Below are 25,359 nucleotides of genomic sequence, written 5' to 3' on the forward strand. Positions count from 1 at the left end.
CGGGATAGGGTGAGCAGAATGGCGATGGCGATCATCTTGGCTGCGGCGGCGGCATCGGCGGCCGCAGCGTTGCCAGCGCGCGCGCAGGAGGCGCCGCTGCTGCCGGTGAAGGCCGTGCCGGCCGAGGGCCGCATCCTGTTCACGCTGCCCCGCCCCGATGCCGACGGCGTGGCCGGTCGCTTCCTCTATGCGACGACGATGCGCAGCGGGCTGGGTTCGGCCAATCTGCGCATTGATCGCGGCATGGTCGGCCCCGAACAGATCCTCGCCTTTCGCCGCATCGGCAAGAAGGTGGCGGTGACCTTCGAGAACTGGCGCTTCCGCGCAACGGGCGATGCCGCGGTGGCCGAGGGCGGCCGCTCCAGCTTTCCGTTCAGCGTGGTGGCGATGCTCGACGTGGTGGCGACCGCGCCCGACGGCACGCTGACGGTCGACATCGCGCCGTTCCTCACCCGCGACACGGTGGGCCTGGCCGACGCGCTGAACGAAGGCGGCAAGGGCTTCCGCCTGGCGGAATCGCTCAGCGCCGCCGATCCGGGCTCGGTCAAGGCATTCCCCGACAATATCGAGATCGACGCGCTCCAGACCTATCAGAGCGACACGCCCGGCCGCGAAGTCTCTGCCATCGCCGCCGAGCCGCGTCAGATCGGCTTCGTCGTCCATCACAGCTTCGTGCGCCTGCCGGCCCCCGGCTTCCAGGTGCGGCGCTTCGATCCCCGGTCGGGGACGAGCGGGGAGCGCTATTACGACTATGGCACGCCGCTCGGCCAGGACGTCGTGCAGCAGCTCGCCAACCATTTCCGCCTCGAGAAGGTCGATCCCGCCGCGCCGCGCTCGCGGGTGAAGAAGCCGATCGTCTTCTATGTCGATCGCGCCGCGCCCGAGCCGATCCGCACCGCGCTGGTGGAAGGCGTGAACTATTGGCGCACGGCGTTCGACAAGGCCGGGCTGATCGATGCCTTCCGCGCCGAGGTGCTGCCCGAAGGCGCCGATCCGATGGACGTGCGCTACAACATGGTCAACTGGAGCAACCGGCTGACGCGCGGCTGGTCCTATGGCGGCGGCATCGTCGATCCGCGCACGGGCGAGATCATCAAGGGCAATGTCGTGATCGGCGCGCTGCGCGTGCGGCAGGACATGACGATCTTCGAGGGGCTGGTCGGCACCGCCCAGAATGGCAGCGGCGGCCCCAACGATCCGGTGCGCGTCTCGCTAGACCGCATCCGCCAGCTCGGCGCGCATGAAGTGGGCCATGCGCTGGGCTTTATGCACAATTTCGCCGGCAGCACCCAGGATCGCACCACGGTGATGGATTATCCGCCGCCGCGCATCAAACTGGTCGGCGGCGCGATCGACCTGTCCGACGCCTATGCCAAGGGCGGCGGCGCTTGGGACGACTTCACCGTCGACTGGCTCTATGGCCAGCCCGCCCCGGGCATCGATCCGGATGCGGCGGCACGGCAGAAGGCGCTGGCCGTGCAGGCGCGCGGGCTGCGCTACGTCACCGACGTCGATGGCCGCGCCCCCGATACGCCGAGCCCCTGGGGCAGCATGTGGGACGACGGACCCGACCCGGTGGCGTCCTTGCGCCACATGCTGGCGGTGCGGCGGGTGGCGCTCGCCAATTTCGGCCCGGGCGTCCTGCGCAAGGACGAGCCGCTCGCCGATCTGCGGCGCAAGTTCGTGCCCGTCTGGTTGCTCCACCGCTACGACATCGACGCCGTCGGCAAGCTCGTCGGGGGCATCGATTCCGACTATGCGGTGGCGGGCGACAACCACCCGGCGGCAAAGCCGGTGCCCGCCGCCACGCAAGCGTCCGCGCTCGATGCGCTGATCGAAACGCTGTCGCCGGCGACGCTCACCGTGCCCGATCGACTGGTGATGCCGCTTTCCGCGGCGATCAACGGCCGCGACGATCCGCAGTTCGACCAGGAGGTGTTCCGCAATGCCGGGTCCTTCGCCTTCGATCCGCTGGTCGCCGCCGATGTCGCCGCGCAGCTGACGCTCGATACGCTGCTCGCCCCGGCACGGCTCCGCCGGCTGTTCGAGCAGCACCGGCGCGACGCTGCCCTGCCGGGGGTCGAGACGCTGCTCGATCGACTCCAGGCGACGCTCCCTACGGCGCGGCGCGATGCGGTGGGGCGTCGCATCGCCTATCGCATGCTGCTGTCGATCGCCGGCGCCGCCCGCGACCCAGCGACCAGCCCGGACGTGGCCGCGCTCCTCGAGGATCGGCTGTCGACGATCGCCGCCGCGCTGGCCGCGGGCGGGACGGGGCAGGACGGCGCCTGGGCCCGGCACACCGCCGCTTTGCTGCGCGACAAGGAGGCGTTGCAACGCGCGTTGGAGAGTCGCGGCACAGCGCCCGCCATCCCGCCGGGCATGCCGATAGGCGACACGGGCTGGTTTGACGATTGACCGATTAGCAGTGGCGCGCCCGGCTGGATTCGAACCAGCGGCCCCAAGCTTAGAAGGCTCGTGCTCTATCCAACTGAGCTACGGGCGCGCGTTACGGTTGCCTTTAAGCGCAGATTGCGCGGGGGGCAAACGCCTCGCATACTGCAGTGCGATGAACATGCCGTCCCGCCCCAGCCACGTCGCCGCCCGTAGCCTCGCCGGCGGGCATTTCCGCTATTTCGACTTCGTGATGGCCGCGTTCGTGGCGATCATCCTGCTGTCGAACGTGATCGGCGCGGGGAAGGTGGCGCAGATCTGGCTGCCGGGCGTGGGCTATTGGCCGTTCGGGGCGGGCATCCTGTTCTTCCCGATCTCCTACATCATCGGCGACGTGCTGACCGAGGTCTATGGCTATGCCCGCGCGCGCCGCGTGATCTGGGCGGGGACGGCGGCGGTGCTGTTCATGGCCTTCATGTCCTGGGTGGTCGTGGCACTGCCGCCGGCGCCGGACTGGAAGAACCAGGCGGCGTACGACGTCATCTTCGGCCAGGTGCCGCGGATCGTGCTCGCCTCGGTCTGCGCCTTCTGGGCGGGCGAGTTCGTCAATTCCTACGTGCTGGCGCGGATGAAGCTGTGGACCGGCGGGCGGATGCTGTGGACCCGCACGGTGGGTTCTACGGTGACAGGGCAGGCGGTCGACAGCCTGATTTTCTACCCGCTCGCCTTCTGGGGTGCGGAGGGGTGGACCAACGCGCTGGTGGTGAAGGTGCTGTTCACCCAGTGGGTGCTCAAGGTCGGCTGGGAAGTGCTGCTGACGCCGCTCACCTATCTGGTCGTCGGGTTCCTCAAGCGGGCCGAGGGGGTCGACGTGTTCGACGAGGGGACCGACTTCACGCCCTTCGCGACGCGCGTCTGAGTCGGGGCGCGCGCGGACACCGGCCTGAAACCAATTCTTTCTGGCGTTCGGGCAAAATCCCCGCATGCTGGTGGGAAATCGGTTGCCAAGGATTCCCGTGCTCGCGTTCAATCCGCTTTATTCCATCGCCGGGGTGCTCGTCGGGCTGCTGGTCGGCATGACCGGGGTCGGCGGCGGCTCGTTGATGACGCCGCTGCTCGTCCTCGCCTTCGGCTTCCACCCGGCCACCGCCGTGGGCACCGACCTGCTCTATGCCTCCGCCACCAAGACGGTGGGGGCGGGGGTGCACGGCCTGCATGGCACGATCGACTGGAAGGTGGTGCGCAGGCTGGCCTATGGCAGCGTGCCCGCGACGATCCTGACGCTGCTGCTGCTGTCGAGCGCGCAGGAGCACGCCAAGAACAGCGGCGGGGTGATCACGGTGACGCTCGGCATCGCGCTGGTGGTGACGGCGATCGCTACCTTCTTCCGCAGCCGGCTGGTGCTGTTCATGGCGCCGCGGTTCGAGCGGCTGGGCGAGGCGCGGATCGGCATTGTCACCATCGCGCTCGGCGCGGTGCTGGGCCTGCTGGTGTCGCTGACCTCGGTGGGAGCGGGCGCGCTGGGGATGACCGCGCTGCTGATGCTCTATCCGCACCAGGCGGTGAACAAGCTGGTCGGCTCCGACATCGCCCATGCCGTGCCGCTGACCCTGCTCGCGGGCCTCGGCCACTGGATGCTGGGATCGGTGAACGGTTCGCTGCTGGTGTCGCTGCTCGCCGGATCGATCCCCGGCATCATCCTCGGCAGCCTGCTGGCGACGCGGACCTCGGACAAGGTGCTGGTGCCGATCCTCGCCGCGACGCTCGCGGTGGTCGGGCTGAAGATGCTCTTCTGACAACAAAAAGGGCCGCGGTCCGAGGACCGCGACCCTGTCGTCTGCGGATCCCGTGGCGGTCAGGCGACCGCGGCGAGCAGCCCTTCGAACAGCCGGCGGCCGTCGTCGCCGCCATGCGCGGCTTCGATCTTGCGCTCCGGGTGCGGCATCATGCCGAGCACGTTGCCCGCGGCGTTCATCACGCCGGCGATGTTCCGCGCCGAGCCGTTGATGTTCTCGCCGTAGCGGAAGGCGACACGGCCTTCGCCTTCGACGCGATCCAGCGTCTCGGCATCGGCGAAATAATTGCCGTCATGATGCGCGACGGGGATCGAGAGGTGCTCGCCCGCCCGGTACGCGCTGGTGAAGATCGACTGGCTGTTGTCCACCACCAGCGGCACGTCGCGGCACACGAAGTCGAGCCCGGCATTGCGCATCAGCGCGCCCGGCAGAAGCCCGGTTTCGGTAAGGATCTGGAAGCCGTTGCAGATGCCGATCACCGGCGTGCCGCGATTCGCCGCCTCGATCACCGCCTGCACCACCGGCGAGCGCGCCGCGATGGCGCCGCAGCGGAGATAGTCGCCATAGGAGAAGCCGCCGGGCAGGGCGATCAGGCCCAGGCCCTCGGGCAGTTCGCTGTCGCCGTGCCACACCATGTGCGGCTTGGTGCCGGTCACGCTCTCCAGCGCGACCGCGATGTCGCGATCGCAGTTGGAGCCGGGGAAGACGATGACCGCGGTCTTCACAGCTTCTCGACCCGGTAGTTCTCGATCACCGTGTTGGCGAGCAGCTTGCGGCACATCTCGTCGATCGCGGCGTCGCTCGTCGAATCGGCGACCTCCAGTTCGAAGATCTTGCCGGCGCGGACATCCTCGACGCCCTCGAAACCGAGGCCGCCAAGCGCGTTCTGAATGGCCTTGCCCTGCGGATCGAGCACGCCGTTCTTCAAGGTGACGATGATGCGGAGTTTCATGGGCGGCGCTATGGCGCGAGAGGGCCGAAGTCGCAATCGGAAATCGTCTCGAAGCATCTCCTCCACCGCGAAGCGGGGGAGGGGGACCGCCGCCGCAGACGGTGGTGGAGGGGGAAACGACAAAGGGCCCCGCGCGCGGCGAGGCCCCCTCCACCATTCGCGATGCGAATGGTCCCCCTCCCCGGCACGCCGGGGGAGGAGACTATGCTTACTTCCCCCGCTTCTTGCGGTGCGTCTCGAGGTCGAGCACGTCAGAGCCGTCGCCTTCCGGGAACAGGCCCAGGCGGCGGGCGACTTCCTGATAGGCCTCGACTTCGCCGCCCAGGTCGCGACGGAAGCGATCCTTGTCGAGCTTCTCGCCCGAGGCGATATCCCACAGGCGGCAGCCATCGGGGCTGATCTCGTCCGCCAGGATGATCCGGGGATAGTCGTTTTCCCAGATCCGGCCGAACTCCAGCTTGAAGTCGACCAGGCGGATGCCGATGCCGGCGAACAGCCCGGAGAGGAAGTCGTTCACGCGGATGGCCATGTCGGCCATGTCGTGCAGTTCTTCCTGCGCGGCCCAGCCGAACGCCAGGATGTGCTCGTCGGTGACCATCGGGTCGCCGAGCGCATCGTCCTTGTAGTAATATTCGACGATCGTGCGGGGCAGCGGGGTGCCTTCCTCGATGCCGAGCTTCTTCGCCAGCGAGCCGGCGACGACGTTGCGCACCACCACTTCGATCGGCACGATCTCGACCTGGCGGATCAGCTGCTCGCGCATGTTGAGGCGGCGGATGAAGTGGGTCGGGATGCCGATGCCGCCGAGCAGGGTGAAGACATGCTCGCTGATGCGGTTGTTGAGCACGCCCTTGCCGTTGATCGTGCCCTTTTTCTGGGCATTGAAGGCCGTTGCGTCGTCCTTGAAATACTGGATCAGCGTGCCCGGCTCCGGACCCTCGTAGAGAATCTTAGCCTTGCCTTCGTAGATTTGCCGGCGGCGTGCCATGTCGGCCTAGTCCCTTGGAAATGCGTTGCCCCGGCTCCACGGGATTTCTCCGCGTGACCGCCGGGGCTCTGGAAGGCCTCGCGCTATACCGCAAGGGGGGCGGGGGTGCAATGCGCCGCCGCTCGCCTCGCGGTACACCGGTCAGGCGGCGGGTTTCGAGCGGGGGAGCAGCGTCGCCACGCCCACGCCGGCGCCGAACACCGCGGCCCAGGGCAGGAGGTAGATCGCCAGCGACAGCAACAGCTGCATGCCCCATACGAAGGCCGAGGCCGAGCCTTGCGCCGCCTCGCCGAGCGCGGCGCCGACGCTGGCACCCGAGGCGGGGGCGGCGAGCGCCTGGTAGCGGATCTCGACATCCGCCATCGCCACGCGGCCCTGGAGTTCGCGCTGCCAGCCGCGTGCCTTGTCCAGCTCTTCCTGCGCGGCCGCGATCTGGTGCTCGGCAGCGACGAGATCGGCGACCGAGCCCTTGCGCGTGCGCAGCGTCTCGGTCAGCCGGGCGACGAGTAGTTCGCGCTGGCGGATGCGCGCGGCGGTATCGGTCAGGTCCTTCGACACGTCCTCGCCGGCGACGTCGGTGTTCGCGGCGCGGCCGCCCGCCGCCGACACCTGGCGCGCCGCTTCGCCGGTGAAATAGCCCGCATCGGCGGCCGCGACACGGAGCTTGAGAAGCGCGCCGCCGCTGCGGCCCTCGGAATCGTTGCGGGTCAGCGTGACCAGCTGGCAGCGGGCCGGTCCCAGCCGCTCGCAGAGGGCGCGATGCCCTTCCTGGGTCTCGGCCAGCCGTGCCTCGGGGAGCAGGAAGCTTAGTGTGTAGTGATAGCTGAGCTGGGGCAGGGCGACCTTGAGCGGGTCGGCCCCCGGCGCTGCCGGCGCCTCCGCTTCGGTTACCGTCTCCCCGGCGCTGCCCTCCTGGTTGGAGGAACAGGCGGCGAGCAGCGCCACACAACCCAGCACGAGAAATTTGCGCATCGACATCCCCTTTGATGGTGACGCGCAAATCCCATCATCCGGCTAGGACAAAGTCAAGCCACATTTCTGCCGTAATTGCGGCAAAAGTGCGGCAATGGCGCATCCGCGCGATCACCCGTCAATTTTGCCGCGCGTCGCTCTGTCGTCGATGTGGCCGCGTCCTAAAATGGGAGGGAACAAGGGCAGGACGGAAGGTCACGATGACGCGCTTCGGCAAGGCAATGCTGGTGGGGCTGGATCACACCCCCGAAGCGGGCATCAAGCCGTACACGGTGCAGGTCATCGAGGGCTTAAGGCGCGATACGCGGCTGGGGCGGCTGCGCCACATGGCCTTCTACAACTATGCCTATAACTACATCTTCTGGCTGCGCACCAAGTCCAACGACCCCGCACGCCTGCGCAAGCTGGGCCGTATCGAGCGGACGCTGCGCGCGCCATTGGCGCGCATCGGCCGCACGCCCCGCGCCGCCGAGTTCCACGAGATCGACTTCCACTTCGCCGAGAAGATGCTCGAGCCCGCGCTGGTCGACCGCATGGCGGCATCGATGTTCGCGCCGCAGACCTTCACCGATCCCTATCTGCCCGGCTTCGAGCATCGCGGCGCGCCCGAGGCGACCGACCATCCCTTCCTCTACATGGACGCGCAGCGGCTGTTTGAGGATCCGGCCTTCCTGGAAATCTGCAGTAACCCCGAACTGATCGCCTTCTGCCGTGAAACGCTGGGGCCGCGCGCCGCGCTCAGCTGGGCCTGGGCGTGGATCTCGCAGCCGACCGGCTTCGCCTATCAGAACCAGAACTGGCATCGCGACTGCGCCGAGCCGCTCAACTTCATCCGAGTGTTCGTGCCGCTCTCGCCGATCGAGACGCGCGAGGACGGGCCGCTGGAGATGATCCCCAAGACCTCGGGCCTGCGCGAATTCTACGATGTGCGCCGGTTCCGCGACGAGGATCTGGAGCCCCTCAAGCAGGCGATGGGGGCCGGCGTGGTGCTGGCGGAGAAGGGCGACGTGTATTTCGTCAACACCTTCGCGCTCCATCGCGGCACCCCTCCGGCGCATCGCCGCGGCATGCTCTCGCTGCTCGTCTCGATCGGGCCGTCGCACCGCACCCCCTCGATCCGCAAGCTCAAGCTGCGCGAGGTGCCCGAGCATCTGCGGCCGCTGATCCGGAAGAACCGCAGCTTCTTCCGCCATCTGGTCGGCTGATACCGAAACAATTCGCGGCATCGGGCGGATCATAAGGGGAACGCCCTTGGCGTTTGCCCTTCGTGCCTGCTATCCGGGATGGCGATGAGCCTCGACACCGACGTTTCCGAACCTTCCGGCGCCTCCGATGTGCCGTTCGACAGCGCGCTTTCCGAGCGTTACCTCGTTTATGCGCTGTCGACGATCACCGCGCGTTCGCTGCCCGATGTCCGCGATGGGCTGAAGCCGGTGCATCGCCGGCTGCTCTGGGCGATGCGGCTGCTCAAGCTCGATCCGGCGAGCGGGTACAAGAAGTGCGCGCGCGTCGTCGGCGACGTGATCGGTAAATACCATCCGCATGGCGACGCCTCGGTCTATGACGCGATGGTGCGCCTCGCGCAGACCTTCGCGCTGCGCTATCCGCTGGTCGACGGGCAGGGCAATTTCGGCAATATCGATGGCGATAACGCCGCCGCCTACCGCTACACCGAGGCGCGGCTGACCCAGGTCGCGATCGACCTGATGGACGGGCTCGACGAGAACGCCGTCGATTTCCGCCCTACGTATAATGGCGAGGACGAGGAGCCGGAACTGTTCCCGGGCCTGTTCCCGAACCTGCTCGCCAATGGCGCGGCGGGCATCGCGGTGGGCATGGCGACCAGCATCCCGCCGCACAATGCAGCCGAATTGATGCAGGCCGCCGTCGCGCTGATCGACAATCCGCAGGCCAACGTGCTCGATTTCGTGAAGGGCCCGGACTTCCCGACCGGCGGCATCGCCGTCGACAGCCCCGCCGCGATCGCCGAGGCCTATGCCACCGGCCGCGGCAGCTTCCGCGTGCGCGCCAAGATGGAGAAGGTGACCGAGAAGGGCGGCGGCTGGCACCTGATCGTCAGCGAGATCCCCTATGGCGTGCAGAAGGGCAAGCTGATCGAGGGCATCGCCGCGCTGGTCAACGACAAGAAGCTGCCGATCCTCGGCGACGTGCGCGACGAATCGGCCGAGGACATCCGCATCGTCCTCGAACCGCGCAGCCGCACGGTCGATGCCGACACGCTGATGGACAGCCTCTACCGCCTGTCCGACCTCGAAGTGCGCGTTCCGCTCAACCTCAACGTGCTCGACAAGAACCGCACGCCGCGGGTGATGAGCCTCGCCGAGGCGCTCGCCGGCTGGCTGGAGCACCAGTTCGTGGTGCTGCAGCGCAAGTCGCAGCACCGGCTGGAGAAGATCGCCGACCGGCTGGAGCTGCTGCGCGGCTATATCACCGCCTATCTCAACCTCGACCGGGTGATCGAGATCATCCGTACCGAGGACGAGCCGAAGCCGATCATGATGGCCGAGTTCGCGCTGACCGACCGCCAGGCCGAGGCGATCCTCAACATGCGCCTGCGCTCCCTGCGCAAGCTGGAGGAAATGGAACTCCGCCGCGAGCAGGACAAGCTGGAGAAGGAACAGGCCGAGCTGGAGACGCTGCTCGGCTCGGAAGCCCGGCAGCGCACCTGGATGAAGCGCGCGCTCGGCAAGATGATCACGCGCTATGGCCTCGATACCCCGCTCGGCGCCCGCCGCACCGCGATCGTCGAGATGGCGCCCGCCCGCGAGATCCCGCTGGAAGCGATGATCGAGCGCGAGCCGATCACCGTCATCCTTTCGCAGCGCGGCTGGATCCGCGCGATGAAGGGGCATGTCGAGGATCTCGGCGGCGAGGCGCTGAAGTTCAAGGAAGGCGACGGACCCTTCCTCGCCTTCCACGCCCAGACCACCGACAAGCTGCTGCTCGCCGCCGACAATGGCCGCTTCTACACGCTGGGGGCGGACAAGCTGCCCGGCGGCCGCGGCTTCGGCGAGCCGGTGCGGCTGCTGATCGACCTGGAGGCGGAGCGGCACATCGTCACGCTGCTCCCCGCCAGCGCCGCACCCAAGCTGCTGGTCGCGGCGAGCGATGGACGCGGCTTCATCGTGAGCAGCCAGGAAGTGATCGCCGAGACCCGCAAGGGCAAGCAGGTGGTCACGCCGCGCCCCGGCGCGCACCTCAAGCTGGTGCGCCCGATCGGTGCCGAGGACGATTTCGTCGCGGCGATCGGCGACAACCGCAAGATGCTGGTCTTCCCGCTCTCCGAAGTGGCGGAGATGACGCGCGGGCAGGGGGTCCAGCTCCAGCGCTACCGCGACGGCGGCCTTTCTGACGTGATCACCTTCAAGTTCGCCGACGGGCTGCGCTGGCGGATGGGCGGCGAGCAGGAGCGCTATCGCTCCGAGCCGGACGTGATGCCGTGGCGTGCCGCACGCGGCGCAGCGGGGCGGATGCCGCCCACCGGCTTCCCGCGTGATAACAAATTTTGATTGATAAAACCTGCGGATGCGCCGGCGTCCTTCAGGCCGCTTTAACTACTTCGCGGCTATGCCGGAGGGGATGGCGTTTCGAAGGGTCCGGGCTCTGAGTATGCGTACCGCGGAGCCTGCTCCGCGGGTCGAGGACCCGTCTTCGGCGCTGCCGCCGGGGACCGACGGGCTGCTCGAGCTGATGCCGATCCCGGCCGCGGTGCTGGAGATCCAGAACGGGCGCTATGTGTTCGCAGCCGTCAACGGTCCGTTCCGCGTCGCAGGCCTGGGTTGCACGGCGCAGGACTCGCCGGTGGTCCAGCTGCTCGGCGCGCGGATCGGCCAGTTTCTCGCGTCCGACCTGCAGCAGGAGGACATCGCCTGGCGCTTCGGCGGCGAGGTCGACAGCCGCCATTTCCGCGTGGTGCTCGCGCGCCGCGACTCGGCCGAGCCGCGCTGCCTGATCACGCTCATCGACCAGACCTCCGAACTCCGCACCGAGCAGAGCCTGCGTCGCGAAATGGCGACCGACAGCCTCACCGGCCTGCCCAATCGCGCCGGCTTCTCGGACGAGCTCGAAACCCGCACCGGCGAGGGCGAGGCGGCGGCGCATGCCGTGCTGGTGATCAATCTCGATCGCTTCAGCCGCGTCAACGCGTGCATGGGCGCGCTGGCCGGCGACGAGCTGCTGATCTCGGTCGCGCGCCGGATCAAGGGCGCGCTGCGCGGGCGCGACGTGCTGGCGCGGATCGGCGGCGACGAATTCGGCGTGCTGATGACGCTCGACGACGGCGCGGACGACGCCGTGCAGGTCGCCAAGCGCGTCCATGCCGCCTTCACCAACCCGTTCCGCCTTTCCAATTTCGAGATCCGCATCGACTGCTCGATCGGCATTGCGCTGGGCGCCGATATCGACGGCGATCCGGAGGACCTGGTACGCAACGCGCAACTGGCCGTCCGCCGCGCCAAGAAGAGCGGCCGTACCGAGTTCTACCATACCCGCGCCTTCGATCTGGCGCGCGAGCAGTTCGCGATCGAGACCGAGCTGCGCCGCGCCATCGAGAATGGCTGCATGACGCTCAACTTCCAGCCGATCTGCGATCTGGGTACCGGCCGGATCACCTCGTTCGAGGCGCTCGCCCGCTGGACCAATGACGACGGCGTGCTGATCTCGCCCAACGCCTTCATTCCCGTGGCGGAGGAATCGGGGCTGATCGTGCCGCTCGGCCGCTGGGCGATGGAAGAGGCTGCGCGGACGCTCGCCGAATGGGACGTGCGGGCGGGCGGCGATTGCGGCGTGAAGCTCGCCGTCAATCTTTCCGCGATCCAGCTGCAGCGCGACCAGATCGGCGCGATGGTGAAAACCGCGCTCGATCGCCACAACATGCCCGGCTCGCGCTTCACGCTGGAGCTGACCGAGAGCGCGATCGTCAGCGATCCCGATCGTATCGCCCAGACCATGTCGGCGCTGAAGGACCTCGGCACCACGCTGGCGATGGACGATTTCGGCACCGGCTATTCGAACCTCGCCTATCTGCAGAAGCTGCCGATCGACGTGCTCAAGATCGATCGCAGCTTCGTCACCGGCATGCTCGCCGATCGCGACAAGGTGGCGATCATCCGCGCGATCCTCAGCCTCGCCTATGCGCTGGGCATGCAGACGACCGCCGAGGGCATCGAGACGCCCGAGCTCGCCCAGACCCTAGGCGCGCTGGGCTGCACCTACGGCCAGGGCTATCACTATTCCCGGCCGGTCCCCGGCGACGCCGCCTTCGCGCTGATCGAGGCGTTCAAGGCCTGAGCCACCACGGCGTCGGCGATCGCGTCGACGTGGGAAGTCTCAGGAAAGCCCTCCGCAATCCACTGGTCCTCGATCGCACGCAGGGCGCGGGCAACGTCCGGACCCTTGGCGAGCCCGCGCGCGACCAGCGCGCCGCCGGTGATCGGCAGGCGCGGGATTTCCCACCCGGCGAGTGCTGCCCAGCCATTTGCGGCCTCCGCATCGTCGGTCGCGGCGAGCAGCAGGCGATCCTCGGCAGCGTCGCGGCCGATCCGATAGGCGAGGGCGCGGGCGTCGTCGGTCCCGCCGTCGGTCAGCGCGAGCACCAGCCGCTTGCGCTGCGCATTGGAGAGCTTCAGCCGCGCGCCGATCAGATCGCCCGCGGCCGGATCGCGCGGCAGCAGCGCGGCGAGGCGGCGGATGGGGTCGGGCGCGGCGCCGAGCCGGGCTTCGCGATCGGCAAGCGCCGCCAACGTTGCTGCCGTGGTGATCTCCGGCACGACCGGTTCGAGGATGCCGCGCGCCAGCATCAGCGCGGTCACGCCCACCGCGTCGCGCGCGACCAGCAGCTTGAGCAGCTCGTCGCGGATGCGCTCGCGGCTGAGCGCCATCAGGTCGCGGGCGCGGGCGGTGCAGGCGTCGAGACCTTCGGGGTCGGGCGTGTCGCCGAAGCGGGCGAGGAAGCGGAAGAAGCGGAGGATGCGCAGATGATCCTCGGCGATGCGCCGCAGCGGGTCGCCGATGAAGCGCACGCGCCGCGCCGCCAGGTCTTCCAGCCCGCCGAAATAGTCGAACAGCGCGCCCGTGTTCGGGTCGGCATAGAGCGCGTTGATCGTGAAGTCGCGGCGCGCGGCGTCCTCCCGCCAGTCGTCGGTGAAGGCGACGGTGGCGTGGCGGCCGTCGGTGGAAACGTCGCGGCGGAGCGTGGTGACCTCCACCGGCCCGCTGTCGAGCACCGCGGTGATCGTGCCATGATCGAGCCCCGTCGGTACCGCGCGGATGCCGGCGGCGCGGAGCCGCGCCAGTACCTCGTCGGGGGACAGCGCGGTGGCGAGATCGAGGTCGGCGACCGGTATGCCCAGCAGCGCATCACGCACCGCCCCGCCGACGAACCGGGTGCACCCTTCGTCCGCACCCAGCACCTTGGTCAGCGCGTCGAGGCCGGGGCGGCTGCGCCAGTCGGTCTCCGGCAGCGTCAGCGCGGCCATGCCATCCGCCGCGACAGGTTGACCAGCATCGCCGCCGTGGCGCCCCAGATTCGATAGTCGTTCCACATGATCTCGTAATAATGGCGCTCATGCCCCTGGTAGAGCGCGCTTTTCTTCTGATGGTTGGCGTCGTCGAGGAGGAAGGCCAGCGGCACTTCGAACACCTCGGCGACCTCGGCCTCGGACGGCACCAGGGTTAGGTCCGGCGGCACGACCCCGATGACGGGCGTCACCTGGTAGCCGGTAACGGTGCGGTACTGCTCGACCGTGCCGACCACCTCGACCAGCCGCCGGGGCAGGGCGATCTCCTCCTCGGCCTCGCGCAGCGCGGCGTCGACGGGATCCTTGTCCTCGGGATCGATGCGGCCGCCGGGAAAGGCGATCTGCCCGGCATGGCGGCGCAGATTGGCGTTGCGGCGGGTGAGCAGCACGCCGGGCGCGTCGCGATCGGTCACTGCAAGCAGCACGGCGGCGGCGCTCGTCACCTGGGCGGGATCGAAGAAGGCATGGTCGCCGGGGAGCAGGGTGGTCGCCTGGGCCGGCCGGCCGTCCAGCGCGCGCCGGAGCTGGTCGGCAAGCCTCATGCTTCGGGCTCGAGCGGGAAGAACACGCCCTGGCTCCACACGCCGGGCGCGGTGCCGTCCTGCGCCAGCGCGAGCTGGGCGAGTTCGTAATAGACGCTGCGGGCGACCAGTGCGTCGAGGCCTCCGCGCACTGTCAGATAAGGGTGGGGGCCGTCTTCGCGCGCTTCGATCCGCAGCGGATGCTCGGGGCCGGCAACGACGACGTCACCGGTGTTCAGCCGGAAGGCGAGCCGCATGGCCTCGCTCTGGCCCTCCACCTTCAGCTCGACGGCCACGAACGGCGCATCCTCCACCAGGATGTCGAGCTTCTCGACCGGGGTGACGAGGACGAAGCCGCCCGTCGATTCCCGCCGCAGGATCGTGGAGAAGAGCCGAACCATCGCCGGTCGGCCGATCGGGCTGCCCTGGTGGTACCAGGTGCCGTCGCGGGCGATGCGCATCTCGCTGTCGCCGCAATGCGCCGGGTTCCAGCTTTCGACGGGCGGCAGGCGATGCTCTTCCGCCAGGCGGGCGATCTCGGCGAGCGACAGGCTGGCGAAATCGGGGGGCGGCGTGTTGGGCATGGGCCTCCCTTAGCGCGCCGCGCGGCTTTGTCGAACCCTTGGCGGTCAGGCGACCTTGCGCAGGCGCGGCACGAGCATGCCCGAGCAGGTCGGCACCGCCGCGCCGCGCGCCAGCAGCCGGCGCGGCTCGAACGGTCCGGGCAGCCGCCAGCGCTCCGTGCGGCTCGCATCGAATCCGAAGAAGCGGCCATAATATTCGGGATCGCCGATCAGCATCAGCGCTTCGGCGCCGGGCAGGGCGCTGACGTCCGCCGCGTCGAGCATCTCCTGCATCAGCCGGCGGCCGATGCCGCCCTGCTGCAGATCAGGCTCGACCGCGACCGGCCCCACCATCACCAGCGGCACCATCGGGCCCGAATCGCTCGCCAGCGCCACGGGCCAGCTCTGGATCGTGCCGGCGAGCTTGCCATCTTCGCTTAATGCGGCAAAACTGAACGGGCAAATCGGCAGAGTGCCCTGCCGCACGCGATAGGCGGTACGCAGATGCCGATCGGGCCCGAAGGCACGGTCGAGCAGCGCCTCGACGGCGTGCGGGTCGACCGCATCGAGCGCAACTATCTGAACCACCGCGAATCCTTCCCCGCTTTCGGACCCCATGCCGAAAGGCGCGCGCCTTAGCGGCATCATGGCACAGCGCAAGCGCGGATTTTACCGATGGACATGCAGAATCTGCACGGGAGGTCCGCGGGCTTTCGGATGCGCCGCGATCTGCTATGGCGCGCGCCTGTTTCGCCCCAGGAAAGGCTGTTCGATTGCCCGATTCATTGCAGCTTCAGGTCATGGACCTCGAGGTGGAGGTGCTCACCGGAGTCTATTCGGAGGAGACGCATCTGCCGCAGCCGCTGCGCATCTCCGTCATCGCCGATCTCGACCTGCCTGAGCGCTTTCTGCCGGATACGCCGCTCACCGCGTCGAAAAGCTATATCGACCTCAAGCATGCCGCGACCGACGCGCTGCCCAAGGACGTGCACTTCACGCTGATCGAGGCCGTGGCCGACCATATCTGCGAGACGCTGTTCGTCTCCGATTCGCGCGTTCGCCGGGTGGAAGTGCGGATCGTGAAGCTGGCGATCGCCGAGGCCGACGAATCGATCGGCATCACGCTGGTCCGCCACCGGCGCTGAGCACCGGCGGCGGGGCCCCAGTTCAGGCGCAGGGTCCGAGGTCGCGCAGCACGACCTGATAGTCCTCGCGCGCGGCCTGTGCATTGTCGGGCGTGTCGGCGGTAATCGCGCTGTCGGGCAGCGTCTTGGGCAGCCCGCAGGCGAGCCGGTACCAGGCTAGCGTTTCCGGCTTCGGCGCGCCGGCATTAGGATCGACGATGTCGCCCAGCGACACGCCCCAATGCGGCTTCTCACCCGGGCGGCGCAGGATCTGCAGCGAGATCGGCGCGCCGTTGGCGGTCTTCACGAACACCTGGGTCTCGCCTTCGCCGGGCAGCGCGCCGGGCACATGGAAGGCGTTGCCGATGCCGGTCACCGCGGGCGTGGCGTCGCTTGCCAATACTTCGCGCGTGATGCCGCGGGTGCGCGCGTCAAGCTCGGGACTCCACAGATATTGACTGTCGACTCCGGTCAGCTGAACCTCGCCGGGCTTGTTGCCGACGGGGCGGGCGAACAAGAGGACTCGCTGCTTCTTCAATTTGGGTAGCTTGCCGCGAGAATCGAGCGGCACGTCCGCCAGGTACGAAATCTGGGTGGGAAGGGCGCTGCTACCGCGAATCAGGGCCAGCACATCGGCCGTGACGTAAAGGCGGGCCCGTCCCGATGCGAGACCGGGCGCTGCATTTTCCTTGATCCGGATCATGTCGCTGATCCGCGCGTCGATCACCAGCGGCGCGTTCACGACGGCGGTCGCGACGGTGGCGTAACTGGGTAAGCCACTTTGCGCTTCTTGGCGGATTTGCGCGGTTTGCGGGGCGGGTTGCGCACACGCAGTAAATGCCGCAGCGCAACAAAATAGTAGGGTAAGGGCGGTTCTCATGCCGCTGCCGGTACCGGATTGTGCCGATCTTATACAGAAATAATTCTGCCATGGGCGCGTTGTACGACCAATTCGTCCGACAAAGAGTTTGCGTCGTCGGAAGGCCCACGATACAGACTCGGTGCTCTCGCCATCAGGGGCGCAGTGTGACCCGAGGCGAGCGGACTTGTGCGCGGCTGCCAGCCGGCCAGGGTCGCAAGCAGGATTAGAGGGAGTGACGTTGCCGAATGGCTTACGCTGACCGGAATGTAAGTGGCAGTCGTGTGGTAGCGATCGTAATCGTCGCTATCATCGTGGCTGGCATGGGTTATGCCTTCGTCACAGGTCTGGCATACCAATATATCAAGAAGAAGGCGGAAGAGCTGAAGACCTTCGAGGTCGAAGAGCCGCCGCCCCCGCCGGAGGAGATTCCGCCGCCGCCGCCGCCGCCGGACACGCCGGTGCCGCCGCCCCCGACCCAGGTCGTGGTGCCGCCGGCCATCGTGCAGTCGGTGTCGCCTGCGCCGCCGGTCGCCACCACCAACATCATCCCGCCCCCGCCGCCGATCACGCCGCCTGCGCCTCCCGCGCCGGCTGCTCCCCCGGCACCGCCGGCCCCGCCGCGGGTCGCGAAGGCACTGAAGCCGCGCAGCTCGCCGGGTTCTTGGGTGACGAACGACGACTATCCGTCGGAGTCGCAGCGTGCGGGTGAAGAAGGTGTCACGGGCTTCCGCCTCGACGTCGACGCGACGGGCAGGGTGGTGTCGTGCACGATCACGTCGTCGAGCGGCTCGAGCCGTCTGGATACCCAGGCGTGCAACCTGCTCAAGCGCCGTGCTCGCTTCGATCCTGCAGAGGATGCGAGCGGCAACAAGATTCCGGCTCCGTACGTGAACCGGTTCAGGTGGCAGATCCAGAAGTAACTCTCCGGTTTCCGGTCCGCCGGGCAAGGCGGACCGGCTTGCGCAAGAAGCTATCTTTTAGAGGAAAGACCCAAAATGCTCACGACCATTCTCGCTGCCGGTGCCGCCGCAGCTAAGGGCGGCGAAAGCCCCTACGGCCTCCAGCAGGCGCTGAAGGAAGGCGGCCTGATCTCGCAGTCGGTGTTCACCATTCTGGTGCTCATGCTCTTCGTGTCGCTCTACATCCTGTTCACCAAGGTGTTCGAGCAGCAGAAGATCATCAACCAGTCGAAGCGCGTCCGCCAGACCTTCTGGAGCTCGTCGAGCCTCCGCGAGGGCGCTGCCAAGCTCGAGAAGAACTCGGCCTATCGCCAGATCGTCGACGACGGCCTGGAAGCCCAGGAGCAGTACAAGCTGCTGACCGATCCGGTCGAAGCGCATGACTGGCTGCACGGCTCGCTGGCCCGTTCGGAAGCTTCGATCAATTCGGCGCTGGGCGGCGGTCTCGCCTTCCTCGCGACCGTCGGTGCGACCTCGCCGTTCATCGGTCTGTTCGGTACCGTTATCGGCATCTACCGCGCGCTCATCAAGATCGGCTCGGCCGGTCAGGCTTCGATCGACGCCGTCGCCGGCCCGGTCGGTGAAGCGCTCATCATGACCGCACTCGGCCTCGTCGTCGCCGTGCCGGCCGTGCTCGCCTTCAACTTCCTGCAGCGCCGCAACAAGTCGATCGCCGAGAACCTCAATGCGTTCTCGAACGACGTCCTCGGCTACCTGGCCTCGGACGGCCGCGTGAAGCCGGCGACCAACGCTGCCGCGAAGAAGCCGGCCGTTGCCGCTGCTGCGAAGCCGGCGACCACGACCGCTGGCCAGACCGGCGGCGCCCCGACCCGCCCGTAAGACCAAGGTCGCAGGGCTGCGCAGGTCGCGTGGCCCTGCCGCCGGATCTCGATCCGGCGCACAAGAGGATAGGATAGCGCCCAATGGCGATTAGCACAGGCAGCGGCGGCGACGACGCACCGATGTCGGACATCAACACCACGCCCCTCGTGGACGTGATGCTGGTTCTTCTGATCATCTTCCTCATCGCCGTTCCCGTTGTGGTCCAGACGATCGACCTCGCGTTGCCGAAGGTGCAGTTCGAACCGACGACCACGAAGCCGGAAAATGTGTCGCTCTCGGTCAAGGGCGGCCCGGAGGGTTGTGAGATCTTCTGGGGTCTGACCCGGGTCAATCACACCGAGCTGCTCGACAAGGCGGTTGCCAAGCTGAAGGCCGAAATCGACCGTCAGGGTGGCCCGAACGCCGCAGGTCTGGAACTTCCCGAAGTTCACATCCGCGGTGACATCAACACGCCCTATCGCTGCATCGGCGGCACCATCTACACGATGCAGATGGCGGGTTTCGTGAAGGTCGGCTTCATCTCGGAACCGGAGCCCGGTTCGAATACCGCCCGGCTCTGAACGGCCTCGCTTAAGGAGTTACGACAATGGCAATGAGCGCAGGCCGTGATGACGGCGAGCCGATGATGGACATGAACACGACGCCGTTGATCGACGTCATGCTCGTGCTCCTCATCATGTTCATCATCACCATTCCGGTGCAGACGCATGCGGTGAAGGTCGACCTGCCGCAGCCGAGCGCCAACAACGCGCCCCCGGTCGAGCCGGACAAGAACAAGGTCTATATCGACGCGCAGGGCCAGGTGTTCTGGAACAGCATGCCGATCAACGACGTGATGCTGCGCCAGTATCTGGACGCATCGCTGCAGCGCTCGCCGGAGCCCGAGCTGCATTTCCAGCCGGACCCGGCAGCACGCTACGAAGTGGTCGATCGCGTTCTGGCGATCATCAAGCGGGCGAACGTCACGAAGCTGGGCTTCGTCGGCAACGAGCAGTACCGCAACGATTTCTGATCCGCGGCGCGGTCAGAGTATTTTGGGAAGGCGGCCCTTCGGGGCCGCCTTTTTTTGTGCCTTGCGCAGGCCGCGGGGCAGGGGCGGGCGGGGCCATTCTTCGTGCATTCGAGAACGTGATTTGCCCCCGCTTGTCCGACCGCCATTCCGGCAAACGATACCTCCCCGATCCTAGGCGCAAATGCGGGGTTGCGGGGCTGTCGCGAACGTGTCACCTATCAGTCATCCAAGTGTCACAAAAGTGCAACCTTGGTGTAACGACTGAAGGAGAGCGTTATGTCGATCAAACTTGTCGCAGCGGCCGCGGTGTCCCTCCTGACCCTGGCCTCGCCGGCACTTGCCCAGGATAGCAACCTCGCGGCCCGCGAAATCATGACCGGCTCCTATGCCACGGCAGAGCAGAAGCTCCTCAACCAGATGCGCTTCGATCAGCGCCCCGAGCTGCAGCTGAACCTCGCCGCCATCTATTACGCCACCGGCCGGGTCGACGAAGCGCGTGCGCTGTATCTCAACGTGCTGCAGAAAGACGACGTGCTGATGACGGTGACCACGGATCGGGTCGCGGGCTCGCACGCCATTGCAGAGACCGGTCTGCGCTATCTTGGCCAGCGCCAGCACCTCGCGTCGCGTTGATTGGGTGAGCGAGCGGGTCGCAGGTTCGATCCGCTCTCGTCTATGGGTTAAAAGGTGAAAGCGCGCCAGGCTCTGCCGGCGCGCTTTTCCTTTGGGGCGGGAAGGGCGCTTAGAAGCTGGCCCAGTCGTCACCGTCTGCCATGGCCTGGACCGGAACGGCGCGGGTGGCACCCGAGACCTTCGCACCAGCCGACTGCGACGGCAGCACGGGTCGACGGAGCGGGGCCTGCTGCCCTCCGGTCTGGAAGGTGGCGGCATGGGCATCGAGCCGCGCGACCTGCTCGGTAAGCTGGCGCGCCGCGGCCGAGGTTTCCTCAACCATCGCCGCATTCTGCTGGGTGGCGCGGTCCATGTCGCCGATCGCGCTGCTGATCTCGCGGATCGCGCTCGACTGGGCGCGGTTGTCCGCCGCGATGCCGCCGAGCAGCTGGTGGACCTCGCCCACCGTGTCGACGATGGCCGCAAGAGCATTGTCGACCCGCTCGACCGCGCCGCGGGCGACCACGACTTCCGACTGGGTGACGGTGAGCTGGTCGCGGGCGCGCTTGGCTTCTTCCTCGGCGCGCATTGCCAGTGCCGAGACGAGGTCGGCGACGACCGCGAAGCCGCGGCCCGCTTCACCCGCGCGCCCGGCCTCGACCGCGGCGTTCATGGCAAGCACGCGGGTCTGGAAGGCGATCTTGTCGAGACCCTCGATCACGCTGTCGATGCCCTTGGCGCTATCCGACACGCGGGTCATCGCCTGCACCGCCTCATCGGCGGTGGCGCGGCCCGATCCGACCACGCCGATTGCCTGATCGGCGCGCTCGACCGTCACGCCGGCAGCGGCGGCGGTCGCGTCGATCCGCTGGTTCATCTGGGTGATCGCGGCGGCGGTCTGCTCGAGGCTCGCGGCATTGCCCTCGGTGCGGCGCGCAAGATCCTCGGACGCGCTGGCGATTTCGTTCGAGCCGGTGCGGATCGAGGACGTGCCTTCGAGCACGGTGCCGATCAGTTCGCGCAGGCTGCCGATCGCCGAGCGGAAATGGTCGGCGAGCTTGGCATAGTCCGCCGGGAAGTCATGCCCGATATCGGCGGTCAGATCACCGCCCGCGACCTTGGCGAGCGCTTGACCGAGCACGTCCATCGCATGCTCGCGTGCGGCCTCTGCCTCGCGGTCGCGAGTCTCGGCCTGCTGGCGGGCGATCTCGGAGGTGCGGAAGTGCTGGAGCGCTTCGGCCATCGCGCCGATTTCGTCTGCCGCGGCATGGGAGGGGATGGCGATGTCGACCTTGCCGGCGGCGAGCGCGCGCATCGCATCGGTCATCTGCACCAGCGGCGAGAACATGCGCCGGCCGGCATACCAGGCGGCGCCTGCCACCAGCAGCGAGATCAGCGCGGCCGCGAGCGCCAGCGTCCAGCGTGCGCCGCCGATCGCGCCCATCACGTCGCTCTCGGGAATGCCGACGAACAGGATGCCGATCGTCTTGCCCGACGCGTCCTTGATCGGATCATAGGCGGTGAAGAAGGGCTTGCCGAGGATATCGGCGGTGCCGCGATAGGGCTGCCCCTTGTCCAGGACCGTCTCATAGGCGGCATTGCGGGCGAGCGGGGTGCCGACGGCGCGACTGCCGTCTTCCTTCATGACGTTGGTCGACACGCGCATGTCGCCGCGGAAGATCGTGGCGGTGCCGCCGACAAGGCGCTTTACCTCGTCGACGGGCGCATCCCAGTTATTCAGCTTGTGATCGCCGACATAGAGGTCGTCGCCCTCGACACGGAAGTCCGCGCCATAGCCCTTCAGTACGCTCCAGGCGACGCGCATGTTCACTTCCTGGCGCTCGGCCGCGGTCTGTGCGGCCTGCTGCATCAGCGCCCGATCGGCCACGAAGAAGGTCGCGACGGCGAGCAGGATCATGCCGCCGACGGCAAGCACCGTCGTCTTTGAGGCGAGCGAAAGGTTGTGAAAGCGCTTGAGCATGTCGATCCCGTCAAAATGGCCCGCGGCGCGTGATCGGCGCGCAATGCGGTAATCTTCGTATTCATTATAGTGCAAGGAATTGGCGGGCGGTTTGGAGAAGACCTAAGGGCATCTACGGAGACTTGTGCGTTGTGCATCCGGATCTTGCAGGAGGAGAGCGAAGATGGACGAGGAAGTCACCGGCGGGTGTCAGTGTGGCCGGATCCGCTACCGGGTTCGGATCGACAATGACGACGCCTATCTCTGCCATTGCCGGATGTGCCAGCGGGCGACCGGCGGCGTCTCGATCGCGTTCAAGGGGGTGGCCAAGGCGGACGTCAGCTGGGAGCGGGAGCCGGATCGCTACCGCTCCTCGCCGATCGCGGAGCGGGGCTTCTGCCGCGAATGCGGGACGCCGCTGACCTTCGAGTTTCTCGACGGCGACAATATGGACCTGACGATCGGAAGCTTCGATGCGCCGGGCCGCTTCCAGCCCCGCCACAACTACGCGATGGAGAGCATGCACGAACAGTGGCTCGACACGACCGCGCTGCCCCGATACCGGACCGAGGACAACCCGAACGTCGTCAAACGATGGATGGACGCAATTGGCCGACTACCCGACTGAAACGCACCGCTTCGCCAGCTTCGATGGGCAGGAAATCGCCTGGACCGAGATGGGGGAGGGGCGCCCCGTGGTGCTGATCCACGGCTATTTCTCCACCGCCGAGGTCAACTGGATCAAGTACGGCCATGCCGCCAAGCTCGCCGCGCGTGGGCGGCGGGTGATCATGCCCGATCTGCGCGCGCACGGGCACAGCGCCAAGCCGCACGATCCCACCGCCTATCCGCCAGACGTGCTGATGCGCGACAATTTCGCGCTGATCGCGCATCTGGGTCTCACCGACTATGACCTGGGCGGCTATTCGCTCGGCGCGCGCACGGTGGTGCGGATGCTCGCCAACGGCGCCGCGCCGGACAAGGTGGTGCTCTCGGGCATGGGTCTGGACGGGCTGGTCGCGACCAAGGGGCGGGGCGCCTATTTCCACCGCGTGCTCACCAATCTCGGCAGCTTCCAGCGCGGCAGCTCCGAATGGCTGACCGAGGCGTTCCTCAAGACTACCAAGGGCGATCCGGTCGCGCTGCTCCGCATCCTCGACACCTTCGTCGACACGCCCCGCGACGAGATCGCGGCGATCGCGCAGCCGACCGCAGTGATCTCGGGTGCCGAGGATTACGACAATGGCTCGGCCAAGGAGGTGGCGGACCTGCTGCCCTACGGCCTGTTCGTCGAAATTCCGGGCAATCACATGAGCGCGGTCACCCGGCCCGAACTCGGTGATGCGCTGGTCGAGTTCCTCGCTGGTTGACGCGGGTGGGCAAGGCGCGGCAGGGTCGCGCCTTTCTTGTTTCCCGGGGACTTAGCATCATGATCCGTACCGGCCTTTCGCTCGCGGCGCTCGCCGCGATGCTCGCCGCGCCCGCCCAGTCGCAGACCACGACGCAGGCGGCACCCACCGCCGCCGAAGCCGCGGCGTTCCTGACCCGCGCGCAGCAGGAAATGGCGGCGTTCACGCTCACCTCGTCGCGGGTCGCCTGGGTCAACGCCACCTACATCACCGACGATACCGATGCGCTCGCCGCCGATTACGGCGCCAAGGGCACCGAGATGGCGGTCCGCTTCGCGCTCGACGCGGCGCGTCTCCAGAAGGCGCCGGGGCTCACGCCGGAGCAGCAGCGCCAGCTGACCATGCTCCGCGCCGCTTTGGTGCTGCCGGCACCGACCACGCCAGGCGCCGCCCAGCAGCTCAGCGACATCTCGACCAAGCTCGGCTCCTTCTACGCCAAGGGCAAGGGCACGCGCGGCGGCAAGCCGATCAACGGCAGCGACATCGAGGCCGCGATGGGCAAGAGCCGCGATCCGGGCGAGCTCAAGGAGATGTGGGTCAGCTGGAACGACGCGGTCGGCGCGCCGATGCGTCCTGATTATACCAAGCTGGTCGGCATCGCGAACCAGGGCTCGAAGGAGCTGGGCTTCGCCGACACCGGCGCGCTGTGGCGCTCGGGCTATGACATGCCGCCCGCCGAGTTCGCGGCGATGACCGACAAGCTTTGGAACGAGGTGAAGCCGCTCTACGTCGCGCTCCACACCTATGTCCGCCGCAAGCTCAACGAGAAGTATGGCGATGCGGTGCAGGCCAAGACCGGCCCGATCCGCGCCGACCTGCTCGGCAACATGTGGGCGCAGGAGTGGGGCAACATCTACGACGTGGTCGCGCCCAAGGGGGCCGGCGACCTCGGCTATGACGTGGGCGACCTGCTCAAGGCGAAGCAGTACGACTGGAAGAAGATGGTCCAGACCGGCGAGGGCTTCTACTCCTCGCTCGGCTTCGCGGCGCTGCCGGGCACCTTCTGGGAGCGCTCGCTGTTCCTGAAGCCGGCGGACCGCGAAGTGCTGTGCCACGCCTCGGCCTGGGACATCGACGAGAAGAACGACGTCCGCATCAAGATGTGCATCAAGGTGAATTCGGACGATTTCGTCACGATCCACCACGAGCTCGGCCACAATTATTATCAGCGCGCCTACCAGGCGCAGCCGGCGCTCTATCGCAACGGCGCGAACGACGGCTTCCACGAGGCGATCGGCGATTTCGTAGCACTTTCGATCACGCCCGAATATCTGGTGCAGATCGGCCTGCTCGATCGCGCCCAGGTGCCGAGCGCCGACAAGGATATCGGGCTGCTGCTCCGCCAGGCGATGGACAAGGTGGCGTTCCTGCCGTTCGGCCTGCTCGTCGACAAGTATCGCTGGCAGATCTTCGACGGCACGATTCCCGCGAACCAGTATGAGGCGGGCTGGAACAAGCTGCGCCTCCAGTACCAGGGCATCGTGCCGCCGGTGGCGCGCGACGAGACCAAGTTCGACGCCGGCGCCAAATACCATGTGGCGGGCAGCGTGCCCTACACGCGCTACTTCCTCGCGCGCCTGCTCCAGTTCCAGTTCTACAAGGCGGCGTGCGATCAGTCTGGCTGGAAGGGCCCGCTGCATCGCTGCAGCTTCTACGGCAACAAGGAAGTCGGCGCGCGGCTGAACAAGATGCTGGAGATGGGCGCCTCTAAGCCCTGGCCGGATGCGCTGCAGACCTTCACCGGCAGCCGGGAGATTTCCGGCAAGGCGATGATGGAATATTTTGCCCCGCTCAAGAAGTGGCTGGACGAACAGAACAAGGGCCAGCCGCAGGGCTGGTAACTTCTGCGAGAC

Annotated in this window: 25 protein-coding genes and 1 tRNA gene; 15 read left to right on the forward strand and 11 right to left on the reverse strand. The window is 67.4% G+C overall.

Annotated features, from left to right (window positions below; genetic code table 11):
- The first annotated feature begins 18 nt into the window (after positions 1-18).
- Positions 19-2,418 (forward strand): zinc-dependent metalloprotease, encoded by a 2,400-nt coding sequence (locus tag ABIC65_RS01535; protein WP_354306439.1) that lies wholly within the window; start codon positions 19-21, stop codon positions 2,416-2,418.
- Positions 2,419-2,429: 11 nt separating this feature from the next.
- On the opposite strand, the gene ABIC65_RS01540 is transcribed toward ABIC65_RS01535, so the two are convergent.
- Positions 2,430-2,506, reverse strand: a tRNA-Arg gene (locus ABIC65_RS01540).
- Between the two features lie 63 nt (positions 2,507-2,569).
- On the opposite strand from ABIC65_RS01540, the gene ABIC65_RS01545 reads away from it, so the two are divergent.
- The gene (locus ABIC65_RS01545) at positions 2,570-3,313 is read left to right on the forward strand and encodes a queuosine precursor transporter (RefSeq protein WP_354306440.1); all 744 of its coding nucleotides are present in this window, start codon (positions 2,570-2,572) and stop codon (positions 3,311-3,313) included.
- 64 nt (positions 3,314-3,377) lie between these two features.
- Positions 3,378-4,190 carry a sulfite exporter TauE/SafE family protein gene (locus tag ABIC65_RS01550; protein WP_436286689.1) on the forward strand — a complete coding sequence of 271 codons (813 nt, stop codon included), beginning with the start codon at positions 3,378-3,380 and terminating at the stop codon, positions 4,188-4,190.
- A 59-nt stretch (positions 4,191-4,249) separates the two neighbouring features.
- Here the strand turns inward: ABIC65_RS01550 and purQ are convergent, their stop codons facing one another.
- The 4 genes from purQ to ABIC65_RS01570 form a co-directional block, all read right to left on the reverse strand.
- A complete protein-coding gene (gene purQ, locus ABIC65_RS01555) occupies positions 4,250-4,915 on the reverse strand; it encodes a phosphoribosylformylglycinamidine synthase subunit PurQ (RefSeq protein WP_354306442.1) in 666 nt (221 codons plus the stop codon).
- On the reverse strand, positions 4,912-5,142 hold the full coding sequence (gene purS, locus ABIC65_RS01560) for a phosphoribosylformylglycinamidine synthase subunit PurS (RefSeq protein WP_084582723.1): 231 nt from the start codon (positions 5,140-5,142) through the stop codon (positions 4,912-4,914). Before purS ends, purQ begins: the two co-directional genes overlap by 4 nt.
- Before the next feature lie 208 nt (positions 5,143-5,350).
- Complete coding sequence (gene purC, locus ABIC65_RS01565; protein WP_093295430.1) at positions 5,351-6,130, reverse strand: phosphoribosylaminoimidazolesuccinocarboxamide synthase; 780 nt, start codon at positions 6,128-6,130, stop codon at positions 5,351-5,353.
- A 141-nt stretch (positions 6,131-6,271) separates the two neighbouring features.
- Positions 6,272-7,102 carry a DUF4349 domain-containing protein gene (locus ABIC65_RS01570; RefSeq protein WP_354306443.1) on the reverse strand — a complete coding sequence of 277 codons (831 nt, stop codon included), beginning with the start codon at positions 7,100-7,102 and terminating at the stop codon, positions 6,272-6,274.
- Between the two features lie 200 nt (positions 7,103-7,302).
- Between ABIC65_RS01570 and ABIC65_RS01575 the strand changes: the two genes are divergently transcribed.
- The 3 genes from ABIC65_RS01575 to ABIC65_RS01585 all read left to right on the forward strand — a co-directional run bounded on the left by ABIC65_RS01575 (position 7,303) and on the right by ABIC65_RS01585 (position 12,412).
- Positions 7,303-8,307: a hypothetical protein gene (locus tag ABIC65_RS01575; RefSeq protein ID WP_354306444.1), complete on the forward strand. Its 1,005-nt coding sequence runs from the start codon at positions 7,303-7,305 to the stop codon at positions 8,305-8,307.
- 84 nt (positions 8,308-8,391) lie between these two features.
- Complete coding sequence (gene parC, locus ABIC65_RS01580) at positions 8,392-10,632, forward strand: DNA topoisomerase IV subunit A (protein WP_354306445.1); 2,241 nt, start codon at positions 8,392-8,394, stop codon at positions 10,630-10,632.
- 100 nt (positions 10,633-10,732) lie between these two features.
- A complete protein-coding gene (locus ABIC65_RS01585; RefSeq protein ID WP_354306446.1) occupies positions 10,733-12,412 on the forward strand; it encodes a putative bifunctional diguanylate cyclase/phosphodiesterase in 1,680 nt (559 codons plus the stop codon).
- Here ABIC65_RS01585 and ABIC65_RS01590 read toward each other — a convergent pair.
- Genes ABIC65_RS01590 through ABIC65_RS01605 form a run of 4 tightly spaced genes read right to left on the reverse strand, consistent with a single transcriptional unit; the run spans position 12,352 to position 15,313 of the window.
- Positions 12,352-13,599: a CCA tRNA nucleotidyltransferase gene (locus tag ABIC65_RS01590; RefSeq protein WP_354306447.1), complete on the reverse strand. Its 1,248-nt coding sequence runs from the start codon at positions 13,597-13,599 to the stop codon at positions 12,352-12,354. The genes ABIC65_RS01585 and ABIC65_RS01590 overlap by 61 nt on opposite strands.
- Positions 13,587-14,183 (reverse strand): CoA pyrophosphatase, encoded by a 597-nt coding sequence (locus ABIC65_RS01595; RefSeq protein ID WP_354306448.1) that lies wholly within the window; start codon positions 14,181-14,183, stop codon positions 13,587-13,589. Before ABIC65_RS01595 ends, ABIC65_RS01590 begins: the two co-directional genes overlap by 13 nt.
- Positions 14,180-14,746, reverse strand: coding sequence for a DUF1285 domain-containing protein (locus tag ABIC65_RS01600; protein ID WP_354306449.1), 567 nt, complete (start codon positions 14,744-14,746; stop codon positions 14,180-14,182). The genes ABIC65_RS01595 and ABIC65_RS01600 overlap by 4 nt, the downstream gene beginning before the upstream one ends.
- 45 nt (positions 14,747-14,791) lie before the next feature.
- Complete coding sequence (locus tag ABIC65_RS01605; RefSeq protein ID WP_354306450.1) at positions 14,792-15,313, reverse strand: GNAT family N-acetyltransferase; 522 nt, start codon at positions 15,311-15,313, stop codon at positions 14,792-14,794.
- Between the two features lie 185 nt (positions 15,314-15,498).
- Here ABIC65_RS01605 and ABIC65_RS01610 point away from each other — a divergent pair, with 185 nt between their 5' ends.
- The gene (locus tag ABIC65_RS01610; RefSeq protein ID WP_354306451.1) at positions 15,499-15,870 is read left to right on the forward strand and encodes a dihydroneopterin aldolase; all 372 of its coding nucleotides are present in this window, start codon (positions 15,499-15,501) and stop codon (positions 15,868-15,870) included.
- A 22-nt stretch (positions 15,871-15,892) separates the two neighbouring features.
- On the opposite strand, the gene ABIC65_RS01615 is transcribed toward ABIC65_RS01610, so the two are convergent.
- A complete protein-coding gene (locus ABIC65_RS01615; protein ID WP_354306452.1) occupies positions 15,893-16,591 on the reverse strand; it encodes a hypothetical protein in 699 nt (232 codons plus the stop codon).
- A 365-nt stretch (positions 16,592-16,956) separates the two neighbouring features.
- On the opposite strand from ABIC65_RS01615, the gene ABIC65_RS01620 reads away from it, so the two are divergent.
- The 5 genes from ABIC65_RS01620 (at position 16,957) to ABIC65_RS01640 (ending at position 20,158) form a co-directional block, all read left to right on the forward strand.
- Complete coding sequence (locus ABIC65_RS01620; RefSeq protein WP_121077555.1) at positions 16,957-17,631, forward strand: energy transducer TonB; 675 nt, start codon at positions 16,957-16,959, stop codon at positions 17,629-17,631.
- 75 nt (positions 17,632-17,706) lie between these two features.
- Positions 17,707-18,510 carry a MotA/TolQ/ExbB proton channel family protein gene (locus tag ABIC65_RS01625; RefSeq protein WP_354306453.1) on the forward strand — a complete coding sequence of 268 codons (804 nt, stop codon included), beginning with the start codon at positions 17,707-17,709 and terminating at the stop codon, positions 18,508-18,510.
- 83 nt (positions 18,511-18,593) lie between these two features.
- Positions 18,594-19,073: an ExbD/TolR family protein gene (locus ABIC65_RS01630; protein ID WP_354306454.1), complete on the forward strand. Its 480-nt coding sequence runs from the start codon at positions 18,594-18,596 to the stop codon at positions 19,071-19,073.
- A 26-nt stretch (positions 19,074-19,099) separates the two neighbouring features.
- Complete coding sequence (locus ABIC65_RS01635; RefSeq protein ID WP_093295411.1) at positions 19,100-19,525, forward strand: ExbD/TolR family protein; 426 nt, start codon at positions 19,100-19,102, stop codon at positions 19,523-19,525.
- 276 nt (positions 19,526-19,801) lie between these two features.
- Positions 19,802-20,158: a tetratricopeptide repeat protein gene (locus ABIC65_RS01640; RefSeq protein WP_354306455.1), complete on the forward strand. Its 357-nt coding sequence runs from the start codon at positions 19,802-19,804 to the stop codon at positions 20,156-20,158.
- Between the two features lie 109 nt (positions 20,159-20,267).
- Here the strand turns inward: ABIC65_RS01640 and ABIC65_RS01645 are convergent, their stop codons facing one another.
- Entirely contained in the window at positions 20,268-22,118 is a 1,851-nt protein-coding gene (locus ABIC65_RS01645; RefSeq protein ID WP_354306456.1) for a methyl-accepting chemotaxis protein, read from the reverse strand.
- A 163-nt stretch (positions 22,119-22,281) separates the two neighbouring features.
- Between ABIC65_RS01645 and ABIC65_RS01650 the strand changes: the two genes are divergently transcribed.
- From ABIC65_RS01650 to ABIC65_RS01660, 3 genes are read left to right on the forward strand one after another with little or no spacing between them, the layout of a single operon-like run.
- Positions 22,282-22,725 carry a GFA family protein gene (locus ABIC65_RS01650; RefSeq protein ID WP_354306457.1) on the forward strand — a complete coding sequence of 148 codons (444 nt, stop codon included), beginning with the start codon at positions 22,282-22,284 and terminating at the stop codon, positions 22,723-22,725.
- Entirely contained in the window at positions 22,706-23,467 is a 762-nt protein-coding gene (locus ABIC65_RS01655; protein WP_354306458.1) for an alpha/beta fold hydrolase, read from the forward strand. Before ABIC65_RS01650 ends, ABIC65_RS01655 begins: the two co-directional genes overlap by 20 nt.
- Before the next feature lie 59 nt (positions 23,468-23,526).
- Positions 23,527-25,347: a M2 family metallopeptidase gene (locus ABIC65_RS01660; protein WP_354306459.1), complete on the forward strand. Its 1,821-nt coding sequence runs from the start codon at positions 23,527-23,529 to the stop codon at positions 25,345-25,347.
- Positions 25,348-25,359: the final 12 nt, after the last annotated feature.

The sequence above is a fragment of the Sphingomonas trueperi genome (assembly GCF_040545665.1).
Classification (GTDB): domain Bacteria; phylum Pseudomonadota; class Alphaproteobacteria; order Sphingomonadales; family Sphingomonadaceae; genus Sphingomonas; species Sphingomonas trueperi_B.